General features: G+C 67.3%; 14 protein-coding genes. 8 read left to right on the forward strand and 6 right to left on the reverse strand.

Features of this window, described 5'->3' with window-relative positions:
- Positions 1 to 7: 7 nt before the first annotated feature.
- Genes M1247_RS34395 through M1247_RS34405 form a run of 3 tightly spaced genes read left to right on the forward strand, consistent with a single transcriptional unit; the run spans position 8 to position 1,532 of the window.
- Positions 8 to 373, forward strand: coding sequence for a DUF742 domain-containing protein (locus M1247_RS34395; RefSeq protein ID WP_317160934.1), 366 nt, complete (start codon positions 8 to 10; stop codon positions 371 to 373).
- Positions 354 to 968 carry a GTP-binding protein gene (locus tag M1247_RS34400; protein WP_458695277.1) on the forward strand — a complete coding sequence of 205 codons (615 nt, stop codon included), beginning with the start codon at positions 354 to 356 and terminating at the stop codon, positions 966 to 968. The genes M1247_RS34395 and M1247_RS34400 overlap by 20 nt, the downstream gene beginning before the upstream one ends.
- A 3-nt stretch (positions 969 to 971) precedes the next feature.
- Positions 972 to 1,532, forward strand: a complete 561-nt coding sequence (locus tag M1247_RS34405) for a pentapeptide repeat-containing protein (protein ID WP_317160935.1) — start codon at positions 972 to 974, stop codon at positions 1,530 to 1,532.
- Between the two features lie 75 nt (positions 1,533 to 1,607).
- Here M1247_RS34405 and M1247_RS34410 read toward each other — a convergent pair whose 3' ends face one another.
- Positions 1,608 to 4,268 (reverse strand): FHA domain-containing protein, encoded by a 2,661-nt coding sequence (locus tag M1247_RS34410; RefSeq protein ID WP_317160936.1) that lies wholly within the window; start codon positions 4,266 to 4,268, stop codon positions 1,608 to 1,610.
- Between the two features lie 67 nt (positions 4,269 to 4,335).
- On the opposite strand from M1247_RS34410, the gene M1247_RS34415 reads away from it, so the two are divergent.
- Entirely contained in the window at positions 4,336 to 6,111 is a 1,776-nt protein-coding gene (locus tag M1247_RS34415) for a BamB-related PQQ repeat family beta-propellar protein (protein WP_317161018.1), read from the forward strand.
- Here M1247_RS34415 and M1247_RS34420 read toward each other — a convergent pair whose 3' ends face one another.
- Both M1247_RS34420 and M1247_RS34425 read right to left on the reverse strand, forming a co-directional pair.
- Complete coding sequence (locus M1247_RS34420; protein ID WP_317160937.1) at positions 6,112 to 7,008, reverse strand: diphosphate--fructose-6-phosphate 1-phosphotransferase; 897 nt, start codon at positions 7,006 to 7,008, stop codon at positions 6,112 to 6,114.
- A gap of 5 nt (positions 7,009 to 7,013) precedes the next feature.
- The gene (locus tag M1247_RS34425) at positions 7,014 to 8,228 is read right to left on the reverse strand and encodes an NADH:flavin oxidoreductase (RefSeq protein WP_317160938.1); all 1,215 of its coding nucleotides are present in this window, start codon (positions 8,226 to 8,228) and stop codon (positions 7,014 to 7,016) included.
- 39 nt (positions 8,229 to 8,267) lie between these two features.
- Here M1247_RS34425 and M1247_RS34430 point away from each other — a divergent pair, with 39 nt between their 5' ends.
- Entirely contained in the window at positions 8,268 to 9,119 is an 852-nt protein-coding gene (locus tag M1247_RS34430; RefSeq protein WP_317160939.1) for a bifunctional methylenetetrahydrofolate dehydrogenase/methenyltetrahydrofolate cyclohydrolase, read from the forward strand.
- Positions 9,116 to 9,409 carry a DUF3017 domain-containing protein gene (locus M1247_RS34435; RefSeq protein ID WP_317160940.1) on the forward strand — a complete coding sequence of 98 codons (294 nt, stop codon included), beginning with the start codon at positions 9,116 to 9,118 and terminating at the stop codon, positions 9,407 to 9,409. The genes M1247_RS34430 and M1247_RS34435 overlap by 4 nt, the downstream gene beginning before the upstream one ends.
- Before the next feature lie 9 nt (positions 9,410 to 9,418).
- On the opposite strand, the gene erm is transcribed toward M1247_RS34435, so the two are convergent.
- Positions 9,419 to 10,165, reverse strand: coding sequence for a 23S ribosomal RNA methyltransferase Erm (gene erm / locus M1247_RS34440; protein WP_317160941.1), 747 nt, complete (start codon positions 10,163 to 10,165; stop codon positions 9,419 to 9,421).
- 232 nt (positions 10,166 to 10,397) lie between these two features.
- Between erm and M1247_RS34445 the strand changes: the two genes are divergently transcribed.
- On the forward strand, positions 10,398 to 11,015 hold the full coding sequence (locus M1247_RS34445; RefSeq protein WP_317160942.1) for a TetR/AcrR family transcriptional regulator: 618 nt from the start codon (positions 10,398 to 10,400) through the stop codon (positions 11,013 to 11,015).
- Positions 11,012 to 12,580 (forward strand): FAD-dependent monooxygenase, encoded by a 1,569-nt coding sequence (locus M1247_RS34450; RefSeq protein ID WP_317160943.1) that lies wholly within the window; start codon positions 11,012 to 11,014, stop codon positions 12,578 to 12,580. Before M1247_RS34445 ends, M1247_RS34450 begins: the two co-directional genes overlap by 4 nt.
- Positions 12,581 to 12,610: 30 nt before the next feature.
- On the opposite strand, the gene M1247_RS34455 is transcribed toward M1247_RS34450, so the two are convergent.
- Together M1247_RS34455 and metX are read right to left on the reverse strand one after the other, a co-directional pair.
- Positions 12,611 to 13,342: a class I SAM-dependent methyltransferase gene (locus tag M1247_RS34455; RefSeq protein WP_317160944.1), complete on the reverse strand. Its 732-nt coding sequence runs from the start codon at positions 13,340 to 13,342 to the stop codon at positions 12,611 to 12,613.
- A complete protein-coding gene (gene metX, locus M1247_RS34460) occupies positions 13,339 to 14,469 on the reverse strand; it encodes a homoserine O-acetyltransferase MetX (RefSeq protein WP_317160945.1) in 1,131 nt (376 codons plus the stop codon). The genes M1247_RS34455 and metX overlap by 4 nt, the downstream gene beginning before the upstream one ends.
- Position 14,470 lies beyond the last annotated feature (1 nt).

Here is a 14,470-nt window from a genome sequence, read left to right on the forward strand (position 1 = left end):
GGGGTCAGTGGACGAACCCGAACCCGTCGATCGACCGAGCTTGGTGCGGCCGTACACGCTGACGGCCGGCCGTACCGACACCGGGATCCACTTGCCACTGGAGGCGCCGGTGGAAACTCTCGACACGCCGCGTGAACCACACTGGCCTGGGCGCGATGTGCGCGGCCAGATCGTAGAGTTGTGCGCGGACAGCCCATCTGTGGCCGAAATCGCCGCACATTTATCGCTACCGCTCGGCGTGGCGCGCGTGCTGATCGGGGACTTGGTGACGCAGGGTTATCTACGGGTGCACACCACCCTCGACGATTCGGCGACCTTCGATGAACGCCGCGAACTGATAGGAAGGACCCTGCGTGGCCTACGAGCACTTTGAAAGGCGCTCGGCCCCTGCCGATGGCCGGCCACGGCGGCGGGCGGCTGCCTCGACGAAGATCGTCATCTCCGGTGGATTCGGCGCCGGCAAGACGACGTTTGTGGGTTCGGTGTCGGAGATCATGCCGTTGCGCACAGAAGCGTTGGTCACCAACGTGTCCGAAGGCGTCGACGCACTCGACGGAACCCCGGACAAGCGCACCACCACCGTCGCGATGGACTTCGGCCGGATCACTCTCGACGAGGATCTGGTGCTGTATCTGTTCGGCACACCCGGCCAGCGTCGGTTCTGGTTCATGTGGGACGACCTGGTGCGCGGCGCCATCGGCGCGATCGTGCTGGTGGATGTGCGCCGGTTGCAGGACAGCTTCGCCGCAGTGGACTTCTTCGAGGCCCGCAAACTTCCCTTCCTGGTTGCGGTCAACGAGTTCGACGGCGCCCCAAAACATCCCGCTGTCGCGGTGCGCAAAGCGCTGGCCTTGGCCGACCACATTCCGGTGATCACCGTCGACGCGCGGGACAGGAACTCGGCGAAATCCGCACTGATCGCGATCACCGAGTATTCGCTGAACAGCCTCACGGCCCTGCCCGGCTGAGGCGTGGACAGCGGCGAGACGGTCTGGGTGGACCGCGAATTCAATGGCCATGACTTTCGCGAAGAGGATCTGAGCCGGCTCCGCACCGAGCGGGTGGTCTTCACCGAGTGCGATTTCAGCGGCGTCGACCTGTCGGAGTCCGAGCACGCCGGATCGGCGTTCCGCAACTGTAAATTCCGTCGGACCACGCTGTGGCACAGCACGTTCACCAACTGCAGCCTGCTGGGTTCGGTGTTCACCGAATGCCGGCTGCGGCCCATCAAGCTGGTGGAGTCCGACCTGACGCTGGCCGTGCTCGGCGGGTGCGATCTGCGTTCGGTCGACCTGTCCGACTGCCGGCTGCGGGAAGCCAGCCTGGTCGGTACGGATCTGCGCAAAGCGGTGTTACAGCGTGCCGATCTGACCGGTGCACGGGTGCAGGATGCCCGGCTGGAGGAGGCTGATCTGCGCGGCGCCCGCGTCGACGCCACCTTCTGGACCACCGCGAAGGTTCGCGGCGCGAAGATCGACATCGAGCAGGCCCTGGCCTATTCCGCCGCCCACGGCCTGGTGGTCGGGGGCTGACTTTCCTGCCGAGCAGGCAGTCCGGTACCGCTGCGCAGGCATTTTCGGGTACCGGCGTGTCTGCTCGCGGAAAACTCAGCGGCCCTTGAGCCGGATCTTCCAGCGCACGAAGCCGATATAAAAGATCGACAGCCCGGCCAGCATGGCCATATTGAACAGCCACGCACCGGAAGTGTGCTTCCAGAGCGCATCGTCGGGCATGATCGGCGGTTTCACCATGTCGGTCAGGCCCACGGTCGACGATGTGGCCGCAAATCCCCACCGCGCCGGGGTGATCCAGGACAGCTGATCCAGCCCGGCTCGACCCGTCACCGGGATCAGGCCGCCGGAGAACACCAGCTGGCTCATGACCGCGACCACCAACAGCGGCATGATCTGCTCGCCGGTCTTGGCCAGGGCGGACAGTGCCAGGCCGACCGCTGCGGAGCAGACGGTACAGGCGGCCATGCCGACGAACAGCTCAAACGATGCGCTGCCGAGCACGTTGGCACCATGGGTGGGTGCGCCGACTCCGATGATCGTGATGCCGGTGACGATGCCGGCCTGGATCACCGCGAAGATGCTGTACACACAGATCTTGGCCAGCAGGTACGCGGTCGTGGACAAGCCAACGGCCTGCTCGCGCAGGAAGATCGGGCGTTCGCCGATCAGGTCGCGGACCGTCAGCGCGGTGCCCATGAAAATGGCACCGACGTTGAGCAGCACCAGCACCTGCCCGGGCTGGTTGGGCGCCTCGCCGGCGGGATTCGGTTGTCCGAGGCCGGTGTCGCCGGGCACCGACAGCGACAGCGCGCCCATGATGAACGGCAACAGCGCCAGGAAGATGAAATACCCGCGGTCGGAGACAATCAGCCGCATCTGGCGCCGGGCGATCGTGGAGAACTGGCGCAGCAGGCTGGTGTGGGTCGGCTCGCCGATGTCTGCGGGTTTCTCCGCGGGCGGTTTCGGCGGCGGCGGACCGTGCAGCGCGAGGTAGCGCTGTTTGGCGCCGTCCGGGTCACTGGCGACGGAGCTGAAGATGTCGGCCCAGTTGGTGGTGCCCAGCTCCCGGCCGATGTCGTCGGGCGGTCCGCAGAACGACGTCTTGCCGCCCGGCGCCAGCAGCAGCACCTGATCGCACACATCGAGGTAGGTCAGCGAGTGCGTCACCACCAGCACCACGCGGCCGGCGTCGGCGAGTTGGCGCAGCATCGTCATGACCTGGCGGTCCAGCGCCGGGTCCAGACCCGAGGTCGGCTCGTCGAGGATCAGCAGTGAGGGACCGGTCAGCAATTCCAGGGCCACTGAGGCGCGTTTGCGCTGGCCGCCCGACAGCTTGTCGACGCGGGTGTCCAGATGCTTGGTCATCTCGAGTTCCTCGAGCACCTGCATGACGACCTGTTCGCGGTCGGCCTTGTTGGTGTCGGGTGGCAGCCGCAGTTCGGCGGCGTACATGAGCGCCTGCCGGACGGTGAGCTGACCATGCACCACATCGTCCTGCGGCACCATGCCGATACGGGAGCGCAGCGAGGCGTACTCGTGGTGGACGTCGTGACCTTCGAAGGTGATCGTGCCGCTGGTCGGGTGGGTCAGGCCGGCGACCTGGCGGGCGAAGGTGGACTTACCGGCGCCCGACGGACCGATCACGGCCGTCAGGGTGCCCGGCCGCGCCTCCAGCGAGATGTTGTCCAGCAGCGTCTTGTTGCCCTCGATGGTCCAGGTCAAACTGCTGACCTCCAGGCCACCGGTTCGGGTGTCGGCCTCGGTCTCGGTGCGGCGCACCAGCGTGCCACCGGCGAACACCAGGTCGACGTTGCCGATGGTGACCACGTCACCGTCGTGCAGCACCGCGGAGTCGATCTTGGCACCGTTGACGAACGTGCCGTTGATGCTGCGCTCGTCGCGGATCGCGGTACCGCCGGGCATCGGCATCAACGTGGCGTGGTGCCGTGACGCCAGCACATCGGGGATCACGATGTCGTTGTCGGTGGCCCGACCGATCTTCACCGCCCCGGCAGGCGCCTCCGGCGTGCGGCCGGGACGCAGGATCTTGAGCATGCTGGTCGCGAGGTTGCCGACCGGCTCGCTGGCCCGCGGCGGCGCGGCCGCGGGGCTCATCGCGGTTGGAGCCTGCGCAGGCGGCGGCGGGGCCGGTGTCCGGACCGGCTGCGATTGATATGACTGCGGCCCGCTCGGGTAACCCGACTGCGGCCCGCTGGGATAGGGGCCGCTCGGATAGCCGGTATTGGGGCCCGACGGGTAGCCGGGTTGGGGTCCGGACGGATAGCGGGGCTGCGGGCCCGACGAATAGCCCGTTCGCTGCGCGCCGGGTGGCTGGGTGTACGGCTGCTGCCAACCGCCGCCGGTCGGTGCCTGGGTGGGCCACGAGGCACTGGGCCGGCCGCCGATGGGCACCGCCGTCGTCGGTGTGCGACCCACATTGCCGTCGTGGTGGCCGACTTCGAAGGTCACCTGCGGGCCGTCCGGGTTGCCGATGTTGACGACCTGACCGTCCCGGACGTCGACCGTGGGAACTCTGCGCCCGTTGACGAACATGCCGTTGAGGCTGCCGTTGTCGATGGCCATCCATCGGCCCTGGTCGAAGCGCAGCACCAGGTGCGCACGCGAGATCAACGGGTGGGCGATCCGCACATCAGCGCGCAGATCGCGACCGATGACAACATCGTTGCCCGGTGCGAAGGTACGGGTTGACCCGTCATAGCGAACGGTCAGCGCGGGCGGGGCTGGTCGGCTCATCGCCGTCAACTCTATCGGTAGTTGTCGGCAGGGTTGCCGTGCTGCGCAGGTGGCGCGTCGTGTGACGATGACCCGCATGGGCCCGGACACGAATGAATCTCCGATCGAAGAGGTTGCCGAACGGATGCGTGCCGTGTGGCGGCCGGTGGCCTTGGTGCTGTCCGGGGTCGCGGTGGTGTTGCTGGTGTGGGCGGCCGCGCTGGGACTGTGGGCCCGCCTGGTCGCGGCGCGCCCGGTTGCCGATGGGGCGTGGTACCTGGACCGTTTGCACCGCTGGGGCGATCGGTTGCCGGACGGGATGGCCATCGCCGTCGGCGTCGTCGCGGTTTTGCTGATCGCCGCGATGGCGTTCAGCTACTGGCGCGGCCGCACCGGGCGGCTCCAACCCGGCCTGCCCGCCGGGGTGGCCGCGTTGACGGCATTGCTGTTCTTCGCCTATTTCAGTCAGGGCATCCCGGCGTTCTACCGCCTGATGATGCAGAGCTTCCCGGTCACCGCCTCGGTGCCTGCCGGTGTCGCGGCGTGGGGTTTGAGCTTTGCCGGTGCGGCCGCGACCTTGCTTGGCGCAGCGGCCTTTCCGCAGTTGACGCGTGGCGGCATGCGACTCGTCGGGGTGGGTGCGGCGATCGCCGTCGTGGCCGCCACCGTGGTGACCGTGGGAGCGCTGCGGGCCGGGGACGACGGCCGGTACGTGGATGCGACGACCGCCGCCGCGACCGAGGCTCCGCCCACGCCCACCGCCGTCGGGCAGCGCGCCTTCACCGTGTCGGTGCCCGACGGTATTGCCGGGGACCCGCCGCGACCGCAGGTGGCCGTCGTCGCGGCAGGACCCGGTTTCGTTGTGTTCAAAGACAACCGGGTGACGGCGTACGGCGTCGACGGCAAGGAGCGTTGGCACTATGCCCGCACCGGGCCCGGCGAGGTCGCGGTCAACGCGATGCGGGTATTCGACCACGGTGCGACGGTCGTGCTTTCGGTGAACGACGCGCTGATCGGTGTCGACGCCACGACCGGCGAACAACTGTGGTCGAGCGCCGACAGTCGCATGGTGTACGCACTTTCCCAGGAACCTGGCTACAACCTCGTCGTGCCGTACCTGGTGTACCGCGACGCCCAGTCGTGGGTGCGTTACGACACCCGTAGCGGTACCCCGATGTGGACGGTGCCCGCCCCCTACGTGCAGTGCGACATCCCGCCGCGCGCTGTCGACACGCGGTCCTGGCTGGTCACCGTCTTCCGGTGCGAATCCGACGGCGGCGTCGACATCCGGGTCACCGCACACGACCCGGCCAACGGCGAAACCCGGTGGGACACCGTGGTCAGTCATGGCGGGCCCGGACTCGACGCGGTTGCCACCCCGGCCAACGCGAGGGGAGTCTTCATGCAGTTCGGCGGGGATCAATCCCCGCACGGGGTCAGCTACGTCAATGTCGTCGACAAGTCGGTGACGGCGCTTCCGCCGCGGGGTGACGCTCAGCCCTCGATCGGTCCGGGCGACGACTTCGCATTCTCGGGCTGGGACGATGCCCGGCAGCTCGTGCTGTTCGGGCCCGACGGTAAGGAACGCTGCACGGTCACCGGGGATGTTCTGGGGGTCCAGACACAGGTGCCCGGCCAGGGCAATGGCCTGGCCTACGTCCCGTTCGAGGGCAGCTTCGTCGTGGCCGACCGCGACCGTCTCGGTGCCGCGGGCTCGCTACGCACATTCGACAGTGCGACGTGCGCCCAGACCGCGGCGGTACCGGCTGCCGCGGTGGTGGGTTTGGTCCCTGTTCCCGGTGCCGTTCTGGTACTGCGTCGCGACGACCGGACCCTGCAGATCGACGGGTACACCGCCGGGTAGTCAGGTCGAGTCGGCAAGGGCGGGAACGGCTTCGGAGGGATACCTGTCTGCGGCGTCCCAGACGTCCCAGGTCTGCACGCCCCAGAACACGCCGAACTGCACGATGAGGGCGACCTCGACGGTGATCACGCCGTAGCGCATGTGCGCGCACAGGAACACGACGGCCAGCACCACCGTCGTCAGCATGAGTGCGGCGATGGTCGCGTAGAACCGGGCGCGCTGCTGGCGCACTGCGGCCCGGGCGTAGCAGGCGTGGTAGACCGCGACCAGGGTGATGCCCAGGAACATCGCCACCGCAGCGAAGACATGCGCGCGGGCCATGAACCAGTCCCACAGCAGCAGTGGGGCACCGATGATCGCGATCACGAAAAGCGCCGTGGGTAGCCATTTCTCGGTGCGCAGCAGGGCCGTGGCGATGCGCTTCCACGGCGTGGCGGCCTCGGCGCAGGCCGGGGCTGAGGCGGTGGGCGCCGACTGGGCGGGACGCCACCGGTCCAGGGCGAGGTAGAGGCCCGCACCACCGGCGGCTGCGACGAACAGTGCGGTGATGTTGTTGGCCACGCCGCCGAACGGATCGGACACGGTGGGCAGCCAGGGCTGGCACAGGCCGTCATTGCCCGTGGGGATCAGCGCGACGACGAACGCCATGAACCCGGAGAAGTTCAACAGCGCGTCTTCGCCGAGGCGACTGCCCTTGTAGGCGATCAGACAGATGCCCACCGCACACAGCGCGGCCAGGAACACCGCGTGGGTGCGGGTGTAGAAGAACGCGCTGATCGAGCCCTGCAGGCAACTCTGCCCCCAGGTCAAGGCCAGCGAGACCAGCAGGAACACCACCAGCGCAACCAGACCGACCCGCACGTAGCGGTAGGTCACCATGGTGTCGCTGACGGGCATGGCGTTCAGTTCACAAGCGAGTCAGGCGCCCCGGTCACCACGCAGTGGGTGTGGCTGTAAATCGTCGGCATGCACCGGTTGCAGTGCGTACACAAGGAACGTGTGGCGCTGTCGGCCTTGATGCGATTGATCAGGTCCGGCTCGGCCAGCAGGGCTCGGCCCATCGCCACGAAGTCGAAGCCTTCGGCCATCGCCAGATCCATGGTGTCGCGGTTGGTGATGCCGCCGAGCAGGATCAGCGGCATCTTGAGCTCGGCGCGGAACAGTTTGGCGTCGCGCAGCAGGTATGCCTCGCGGTAGGGGTACTCGCGCAGGAAGTTCTTGCCCATCATCCGCACGCCCCAGCTCATCGGCGGTTTGAACGCACCGGCGAACTCCTTGACCGGGGCGTCGCCGCGGAACAGGTACATCGGGTTGACCAGTGAGCTGCCCGCGGTCAGCTCGATGGCGTCCAGGCAGCCGTCCTCCTCGAGCCACTTGGCGGTCTGCAGGGACTCCTCGGTGGAGATGCCGCCGCGCACCCCGTCGGACATGTTGAGCTTGGCGGTGACCGCGATCTGGCCTGCGCCGTATTCGTCGACCGCCTGGCGCACCGCCCGGACCACCCCGCGGGCCACCTTCGCCCGGTTCTCCAGGGAGCCGCCGAACTCGTCGGCGCGGCGGTTGATCAGCGGGCTGAGGAACGAGCTGGCCAGATAGTTGTGGCCGAGGTGCACCTCGACGGCGTCGAATCCGGCGTCGATGGCCAACCGCGCGGCGTTGGCGTGTGCTGCCATAACGTCGCGGATGTCATCGATGGTGGCTTTCTTGGCGAACCGCATCGAAAGCGGGTTGAAGAACCGAACCGGTGCCAGTGCCTTGGCCTTGTTGGTCCTGGCGTTGGCGACAGGTCCGGCATGCCCGATCTGTGCGCTGATCGCCGCGCCTTCGGCGTGGATCGCGTCGGTGAGCTGGAGCAGGCCGGGTACGGCCTCCGGACGCATCCAGATCTGCCAGCCGTCGGTGCGTCCGCCGGGTGCCACCGCGCAGTACGCGACCGTGGTCATCCCGACGCCGCCCGCCGCGGGCAGCCGGTGATAGTTGATCAAATCGTCGGTGACCAGCGCGTCCGGTGTGGACGCCTCGAAAGTCGCGGCCTTGATGATGCGGTTCCGCAGGGTCACCGGGCCGAGCTTGGCCTCACTGAATACATCAGTGAACACACTGGGCTGGGTGTTCATGACTCTAGAGCCTGCCACGTAGATGGAATGATGTGTGCCGTGGGAGCGATCATTCTGGACGGTAAGGCCACGCGCGATGAGATTTTCGTCGACTTGAAGGAACGCGTGGCAGCGTTGACAGCCGCAGGCCGCACGCCCGGGTTGGGCACGGTGCTCGTCGGTGACGACCCTGGATCCCAGGCATATGTGCGCGGTAAACACGCGGACTGCGCGAAGGTGGGCATCAACTCGATCCGTCGCGATCTGCCTGCCGACATCAGCCAGGCCGAGCTCGACGCGACCATCGACGAGCTCAACGCCAACCCGGACTGCACCGGCTATATCGTGCAGCTGCCGCTGCCCAAGCACTTGGATGAGAACGCCGCACTGGAACGCATCGACCCCGCCAAGGACGCCGACGGCCTGCATCCGACCAACCTGGGCCGGCTGGTGCTCGGCAAGGCCGCCCCGCTTCCCTGCACGCCGCGGGGGATCGTGCACCTGCTGCGCCGGTTCGAGGTACCGATCGCCGGGGCGCACGTAGTGGTGATCGGGCGTGGCGTCACCGTCGGCCGCCCGATGGGTCTGCTGCTGACCCGCCGCTCGGAAAATGCGACAGTGACCCTGTGCCACACCGGGACCCGTGACCTGCCCGCCCTGACCCGCCAAGCCGACATCATCATCGCCGCGGTTGGTGTGCCGCACATGGTGACCGCCGACATGGTCAAACCCGGCGCCGCCGTTGTCGACGTGGGGGTGAGCCGGGTCGAGGGCAAGCTGACCGGCGATGTGGCGCCCGAGGTGTGGGATGTGGCCGGGCACGTCTCACCCAACCCGGGCGGCGTCGGTCCACTGACCCGGGCGTTCCTGCTCACCAACGTCGTCGAGCTCGAAGAGTCGACACTGGCGTGACGCTAAAAGAGTTCGCCCGCAAGGTATTCGCAGGACAATGGCCCATCCTGGCGGTTGGGCTGATCTTCATCGCGGCGTTCGCGCTCGTGGTGGCCGGATACTGGCGCCGGGGCGCACTCGTCATCGGGATCGGTGTCGGGGTCGCCGCGGCGCTGCGGTTGGCGTTGGCCGACGACCGGGCCGGCCTGCTGGTGGTGCGGTCCCGGGGCCTGGACTTCGTCACCACCGCGACGGTCAGCGCGGCAGTGCTCTACATCGCCTGGACCATCGACCCGTTGGGTACCAGCTAGCACGGCCGTTCAGCAAATCGCCGCGAACAGTGCCGCCCACTGTTCGTCGGTCAGGTCCCTGGGGAGCGCCATCGGGTGAATCCCGTCGCGGCGTAACCAGCCCCGGGTGACCTGCTTGTCCAGGATCTGCACCATACCGCGGCCCCGTCCGGTGAAGACCCGATGGACCATTGCCTGGTATCGCGTCCGGTCCGCGTAGTCGATGAGCGGCTCGGCGCGCCGGGTGATGGTGAGTAGTCCACCGTCGACGCTTGGCCGGGGCCGGAATGCCGCGGCGGAAACCTTTCGTGCCAAACCGAACTCGAACCATGGCCACCATTGGGCTGTCATCATCGTGGCCCCGCCCACCGCTGCGCGACGGCGCGCCACCTCCCATTGCACCAACAACACCGCGTCCGTCCAGCCGGGGCCGTGTAGTAGTCGACGCAGGATGGCCGTCGTGAGATGGAACGGCAGATTACCGACCACGACGTGCGGTGTGCGCGGTAGCCGGTAGCGCATGAAGTCGGCGATGACGACGTTGGTTACCGGGGCGGTGCGGCGCGCGAGGCGTTGCGCACGGCGGCGGTCTATCTCGATGACGGTCAACGGTCGCCCCAACCCCTGTAGAGGCAGCGTCAGCGCGCCGTCACCAGCGCCAACCTCCAAGATCGGTCCGGTTGTGCGCGACGCGATTTCGATGATGTCGGCGACCACGCGACGGTCGCACAGGAAATTCTGGCCGAGCTCATGTCGGCCGTGCTGTGGTGGAAACACGAATACTCCGCGATCGCAGGGATGAACCAGCTGCGGCGGATGTGCGTCGAGGTGGAGCCGATCCGCCGCTAGGTGATGCGCAAGCGGATGTATGTTGCTGACATGGCAGTCACGGTAGGGAGGTGGCCGTCGGGAATCAACCGATTTTCACAGCGCCTCCACCGCTACCTCACAGGATATTGCACACTAGGCAATCTTGCCTGATGTGCAATATTTAGCTACTGTGGCCGATGTGGGTCTACGGGAACGCAAGAAACTCGACACTCGAAGGGCGCTCAGTGACGCCGCGCTGAAGCTCGCGTTCGACAACGGTCTGGAGAACGTGACCCGCGAGACGATCGCCGACCTGGCGGGAGTTTCGCTGCGTACCTTCAACAACTACTTCACCGGCAAGTACGAGGCGCTGGCCTATCGCCAGGTCGAGCGAATGCAACACAGCATCGAGATGCTGCGTGCGCGTCCCGCCGACGAGCCGTTGTGGACCGCGATCATCGAATCCGTGATCGAACCGTTGGACAAGGACTTCGCGGAGGTATACGGCGCCGAGAACGTGTTGCCGACGCGCCAGCAGCTCAGCGAGGTCCGAAAGCTGCTGATGGTTCCCGAGATCCGCGATGCGACCTTCCGGAGTATGTCCGACGAATGGGTGAGGGTGATTGCCGAACGCACCGGCACCGACCCCGAGCGCGATATGTACCCCCGGCTGGTGGTAGCCGTCGTGCGCGCGGTCGGCGACGTCGCCATGGACGAGTACGCGGCATCCGATCCACCTGTGCCATTCACTTCACTACTGCGAAAAGGCTTCGCCGCCATCACCGCGGGGCTGCCCGAACCCGGAAGGAACCCATGAACGAGAACAGAGCAGATGTCGTCATCGCCGGCGCCGGACCCAACGGTCTGCTGCTGGCGGGGGAGCTGGCGCTGGCAGGCGTCCGTCCGGTCGTGCTGGAGCGACTGCCGAGTCCCGATATCGAGCTGAAGGCCAACGGCATTGTGGGACAAGCAAATCGAGTGCTCGATTTGCGTGGTCTCTACCAGCGGCTCAGTGGTTCGGACCAGCCGCCGCAACCGATGGACGCCTACATCTTCGCCGGTATGCAGGTGCCGTTCGTCGATGTGGGCGACAATCCGATGTACGGCATGCTGATCCAACAACCACGCGTGGTGCGCGACCTGGTGGCCTGGCTGTCGGGCCTGGGCGTGGAGATCCGCTGGGCGCACGAACTGACCGACATCGAACCCGGAGCAGACGGCGTCGCATTGACGGTGGCATCACCCGAGGGCCGCCACGGTCTGCACGCCACCTATCTCGTCGGCGCCGACGGTGGACGCAGTCAGGTCAGAAAGAGCATCGGCGTCGAATTCCCCGGGTTGACCACCGACATGGTCGCCCGCGTCGCACACGTCAGTCTTCCCGAGGAGCTGCGCACCAGCGACGGCGGTCTCGATATCCCTGGATATGGCCGTATCCCATTTGGACATAACAGATTCGATCGCGGGGTACTCATCTACGCCGGGTTCGAGCCGGGGCGTCCCATGGTCGGGACCATCGAGTACGGCAGCCTGTTGCCCGACGATGCACCTCCGCTGACCATCGCCGAACTACGGGAAAGTGCCGGTCGGGTGCTCGGCGTCGACCTGCCGATCGAGCCGCCGACAGGACCCGGCCCGCATGCGTCGCGACGCATCAACGGCCAGAACACCCGGCAGGCCGAGCAGTACCGGGTGGGGGATGTTTTTCTGGTCGGCGATGCCGCCCATGTGCACTCGGCGATGGGTGGCCCCGGCCTGAACCTGGGGATGCAGGACGCGGTGAACCTCGGCTGGAAGCTGGCGGCGGCGGTACAGGGCTGGGCGCCACCCGGTCTGCTCGACAGCTATCACACCGAACGGTACCCCGCCGGCCAGCGGGTGATGATGCACTCGATGGCGCAGGCCGCGCTGATGGCCGCCGGTCCCGAAGTCACCGCACTCCGAACACTTTTCGGTGAGTTGCTGTCGACGCCGGACGGAGCATCGCACATCGCGAATCTGCTCGCCGGCTCCGATGTGCGCTACGACGTCGGCGATGCCCACCCGCTCTCCGGTTTGCTCATTCCCGATCTGGTTCTCGAAGACGGTCGCCGGATCGCCGAACTGATGCACACCGGTCGACCCCTGTTACTCGACCTGTCCGGCGGAACCTACGCCGACGCCGCACAGGGTTGGCGGGACCGGGTCGATATCGCGGTGGGGGTTGTCCCGGACCGGCCAATGGCGGCCATGTTGATCCGGCCCGACGGCTATGTCGCCTGGGCCGCAGACAGCCCAGGATGCGTCGGGCTGCGCGCCGCGTTGGAGCGGTGGTTCGGCAGGGAAGGCACGGAAGGCACGGCGAGTGTGCGGATGGGACAGGCGAATCGTGATATCGCGTGACCCGAACCCACGGCTCGGCCCGCTGAGACGTTAAGAGAGGGTGGCCCGGATACACACCGTGACGTAGGGCAGGGCAAGGCCGTTGGAGTTGGCCAGTGCCGGGTGGGTGGCCAACAGCTCGCGGACCTGCCCCAGGGTGCGGGTGCGCACCTGCTCGGGCGAGGTGATGCAATAGCTGCGCGACGCCACCAGGTCGATGAGCGCCTGCGGGGTGAGGTAGCTCGTCCACTCCACCTGGTGGCGTTCGGTGTCGGCGAACGGCGCGGGCACGCTCACCTGGTGGTTGAACGGGTCGTTCTCGTGGCCGATGATCTGGCCCAGATCCTTCACCCAGCCCAGTCGTTCGTCGCGGGTGTTCCACACCAGACCCAACCGGCCGCCCGGTCGCAACACCCGGGTCAGTTCGCGCACCGCCCGTTCCGGATCGAACCAATGCCAGGCCTGGGCCACCAGCACGGTATCGACGCTGTTGTCCGGCAAGGGAATTTCCTCGGCCGTGCCGAGCAGTGCGGGAGTGTCCGGCAGAGAATTCGACAGCCGCTCCAGCATCTCCGGGATCGGGTCGACGGCCACCACGTCGAGTCCTCGTTCGACCAGCCGCGTGGTCAGTTTTCCGGTGCCCGCTCCGAGGTCGAGCACATCGCGCGCTCCGGCAGGCAGTAGCCAGTCGATGGCCTCGGGCGGATACGACGGGCGGCCCCGTTCGTAGGCAGCGGCCTCCGAGCCGAACGACAGGGAACGTGGCTGCTGCGATGTACTCACCGTGCTGCCAGCTCCAGTGTCCGGCGGACCAGCTTGCCGACCACCTCGGTCTCCACCAGGAAGCCGTCGTGGCCGTAGATCGAATCGACCACCTCGAGGCCGGTGCAACCGGGCAGCAGCTCGGCGAGCTCTTCCTGCAAACGGATCGGGTACAGCCGGTCCGAGGTGATGCCACCGACGATCACCGGTACCGGGCAGCTCTGCAACGCGGCACGCACGCCGCCACGGCCACGGCCGATGTCGTGACTGGACAGTGAGTCCGACAGCGTCACATAGGTACCCGCATCGAACCGGGCGGCCAGCTTGCCGCCCTGATACTCCAGGTAACTCTGCACCGCGTAACGGCCGCCGGTACTGGGATCCTCGCCGTCCTGGGCATCGTTGCCGAACCGGGTGTCCAGCTCCTCCTCACCGCGATAGGTGAGGTGGGCGACGCGTCGCGCGACCTCGATCCCGGCATTCGGGGCGCGACCGGTGTCGTAGTAGTCACCGCCCTGCCAGTCCGGATCGGCCTTGATCGCCGCGACCTGGGTGCACTGGGTGCCGATCTGATCGGCGGTGGCGCGCGCGCCGACTGCGAGTACCAGGGCTGCGCGCACCTCGTCGGGATGACCGACGATCCATTCCAGCGCTCGGGCTCCGCCCATCGACCCGCCCGCTACCGCCGCGACCTCGGTGATGCCCAACGCGGCAAGCGCGGCGCGATCGGCCTCCACCTGGTCACGGATGGTGATCTCAGGAAAGCGTGAGCCCCAAGGTTTTCCGTCCGGACCGGGGGAGCTGGGGCCGGTGGATCCACGGCAGCCGCCGAGGACATTGGTCGAGATCGCGCACCAGCGGTCGGTGTCGATCGGGGCGCCCGGCCCGGCCACGCCGTCCCACCAGCCCGGCGTCGGATGTCCGTCGCCGGCGGGCCCGGTGATATGGGAGTCGCCGGTGAGGGCATGCAGCACCATCACCACGTTGTCGCGGCTGGGCGACAGCTCGCCCCACCGCTGTACGGCGATGGACACGTCGGGCAGGACGGTGCCGTTCTCCAGCGTCAGCGGACCGATGTCCACCACAGCGATCTCGCCTTCGGCCGGCAAGGGTTGGGTGTGCACGGGCGGCTCTTCGGTGATCGTCACT

The organism is Mycobacterium appelbergii (assembly GCF_032883035.1).
Taxonomy (GTDB): Bacteria; Actinomycetota; Actinomycetes; order Mycobacteriales; family Mycobacteriaceae; genus Mycobacterium; species Mycobacterium appelbergii.

Coding starts and splice junctions, on each gene's coding strand:
- M1247_RS34450 (WP_317160943.1), top strand. CDS start 11,012: ATGAACGAGAACAGAGCAGATGTCGTCATCGCCGGCGCCGGACCCAAC.
- M1247_RS34410 (WP_317160936.1), bottom strand. CDS start 4,268: ATGAGCCGACCAGCCCCGCCCGCGCTGACCGTTCGCTATGACGGGTCA.
- M1247_RS34415 (WP_317161018.1), top strand. CDS start 4,336: ATGACCCGCATGGGCCCGGACACGAATGAATCTCCGATCGAAGAGGTT.
- M1247_RS34425 (WP_317160938.1), bottom strand. CDS start 8,228: ATGAACACCCAGCCCAGTGTGTTCACTGATGTATTCAGTGAGGCCAAG.
- M1247_RS34420 (WP_317160937.1), bottom strand. CDS start 7,008: ATGCCCGTCAGCGACACCATGGTGACCTACCGCTACGTGCGGGTCGGT.